4 protein-coding genes are annotated in these 1,966 nt (G+C 32.0%); 1 reads left to right on the forward strand and 3 read right to left on the reverse strand.

Annotated elements, in window-relative coordinates:
• Nucleotides 1–145: 145 nt before the first annotated feature.
• The 3 genes from F6K13_RS30775 to F6K13_RS30785 form a co-directional block, all read right to left on the reverse strand.
• Nucleotides 146–280, reverse strand: a complete 135-nt coding sequence (locus tag F6K13_RS30775; RefSeq protein WP_275670375.1) for a hypothetical protein — start codon at nucleotides 278–280, stop codon at nucleotides 146–148.
• Nucleotides 281–385: 105 nt separating this feature from the next.
• Nucleotides 386–508, reverse strand: coding sequence for a hypothetical protein (locus tag F6K13_RS30780; RefSeq protein WP_275670376.1), 123 nt, complete (start codon nucleotides 506–508; stop codon nucleotides 386–388).
• 24 nt (nucleotides 509–532) lie between these two features.
• The gene (locus tag F6K13_RS30785) at nucleotides 533–850 is read right to left on the reverse strand and encodes a hypothetical protein (protein WP_287289517.1); all 318 of its coding nucleotides are present in this window, start codon (nucleotides 848–850) and stop codon (nucleotides 533–535) included.
• Nucleotides 851–1,046: 196 nt separating this feature from the next.
• Here F6K13_RS30785 and proX point away from each other — a divergent pair.
• A partial coding sequence (gene proX, locus F6K13_RS30790; RefSeq protein ID WP_287289519.1) for a glycine betaine/L-proline ABC transporter substrate-binding protein ProX occupies nucleotides 1,047–1,966 on the forward strand: 920 nt, incomplete at its 3' end.

A 1,966-nucleotide genomic window follows, 5' to 3' on the forward strand; every position in this document is an offset into this window, starting at 1 on the left:
GTGGTGGTGTGGGTGAACTTCGCTCACCCATACCACCACACTGCGTTGATTTATTGTTCAAGTAAATTACTCTCAAAACATTTATGTAAGTCAATTAAAAAATTTTTAATAATCAGATGAATAGTCAGACGTTTCGGGTAAATAATTAAATATGATTTAACATTGACAGAGCTTTTAATCCCCTTTGGTCATCAGACTTTTTCTGAGAATTAAAATTCATCATATCTGTGACAATTTCAACTAAATATTCCCCAGCTATGACCCACAAATCACCATACATACCTACCCAAGAATTGCTATGTATTCTATCTTTTCGCCCTGGTTCTTTTAGTCTAAAAATATATCTTTGACCTCCTGACTTTTTGAGACAATTACCATGGTAACATTAAGCATTATAAGCAATTGCAACTAGTAAAATGAGATTGGTAATACGTTGTGTATTAGCTCTACTTCCTTCTAGATTATATCCACCTGTTTTACAATCTTTAAACATAGCTTCAATACCCATTATCGACCGATAAAATTTGAGAACTTAATCTAAACTTTCAAGATTTGTCAACAAGTACCAAGGCTCCTTTTCCATCTTGTTTTTATATTTTCGTTTCCAATAAGCAACTAAATTAAAATATCCCAATCCTTTGTTCTGAGTAATATTGATGTTACTTAAAAATATTTTGGTTCCTGGAGATACAGGTAAATTACTCAATGGATGGTATTTTTGACGGGGTTTTCTATAGTTAGTATCTTGTTTTTGTCCGAAGATGAAATGAATTTTTTGAGTTATAGCTCTAATTTTTAGCCAGTAAGATAATTCGACACCGTGAATTTCACTGTCTCCAATAACCACCAATTTATATTTTTTTAATAAACTTAAAACTGGTCTGATAAGTGCTTTTTGGTCGAGGAAATTAGTAGAGCCTTTTTAATTCAAAATTTGCCATTTGAATCAAAATATATTGCCTTTTGCCTATTCTCAAATTTCTATAAATCTTTAGTGCTGAGAGTAGTAAAATACTATTGATGAAAAAATTTTCCATCAAACCACAATGAAACAAAAATATCTCAAAACTATTCTAGGAACAATTCTCACCAGCTTATTAGTAATTTTTACTTCCTGCCAACAAGTTCCTGATTCTGAAACAGTTACTATTCGGAGTGCTAATAGTAGCTGGATACAAGAATTATTTCAAACCGAAGTAGTGAATATAGGTTTAGAAAAACTCGGCTATAAAATTGAAAGACCAAAACAAATTGAATATCCAGCAATTTATATTTCTCTTGCCAATGGAGATTTAGAATATAGCACTGTTTACTATGAACCACAACACAATGAATTCTTTGAAAATGCTGGTGGTGAAGAAAAGTTAGAGAAAGTTGGAAAATTAACTCCTGATGGAATACAAAGATATGAAATAGACAAAAAAACAGCCGATAAATATAACATTACTAACCTTCAACAATTAAAAAATCCAGAAATAGCCAAACTTTTTGATTCCGATGGAGATGGCAAAGCAAATTTAGTTGGTTGTAATCCTGGTTGGTCTTGTGAATTAATTATCAATCATCATCTTAAAGCTTATGAATTAGAAAATACTGTAGAACATAATCAAGGACAATATGAAATTCTCTTGGCAGATGCAATGACTCGTTATCAGGAAGGAAAACCAATTCTTTATTATGCTTACGAACCTCATTGGATATCGACAGTTTTAAAACCAAATGAAAATGTAGTTTCACTAGAAGTACCTTTCACTTCCTTACCGTCATCTATGGAAAATTTAAGCGAAAAAGATACATCTCTAGATGGAAAAAATCTTGGCTTTCCCCTGCTTCAACAGCGTATAGTAGCGAATCAAAAATTTTTAGAAGTCAACCCAGTTGCCAAAAGATGGTTTGAGTTAGTTGAAATTCCAATTGTGGATATGAATGTTGAAAGTTTACGTATCAAAGAGGGAGAGGACAAACC

The organism is Okeania sp. SIO2B9, assembly GCF_010672505.1.
Classification (GTDB): Bacteria; Cyanobacteriota; Cyanobacteriia; order Cyanobacteriales; family Microcoleaceae; genus Okeania; species Okeania hirsuta.

Excerpts from the sequence above, each read along its gene's own strand:
- F6K13_RS30775 (WP_275670375.1), bottom strand. The coding sequence starts at position 280 with ATGTATGGTGATTTGTGGGTCATAGCTGGGGAATATTTAGTTGAAATT.
- F6K13_RS30780 (WP_275670376.1), bottom strand. The coding sequence starts at position 508 with ATGGGTATTGAAGCTATGTTTAAAGATTGTAAAACAGGTGGATATAAT.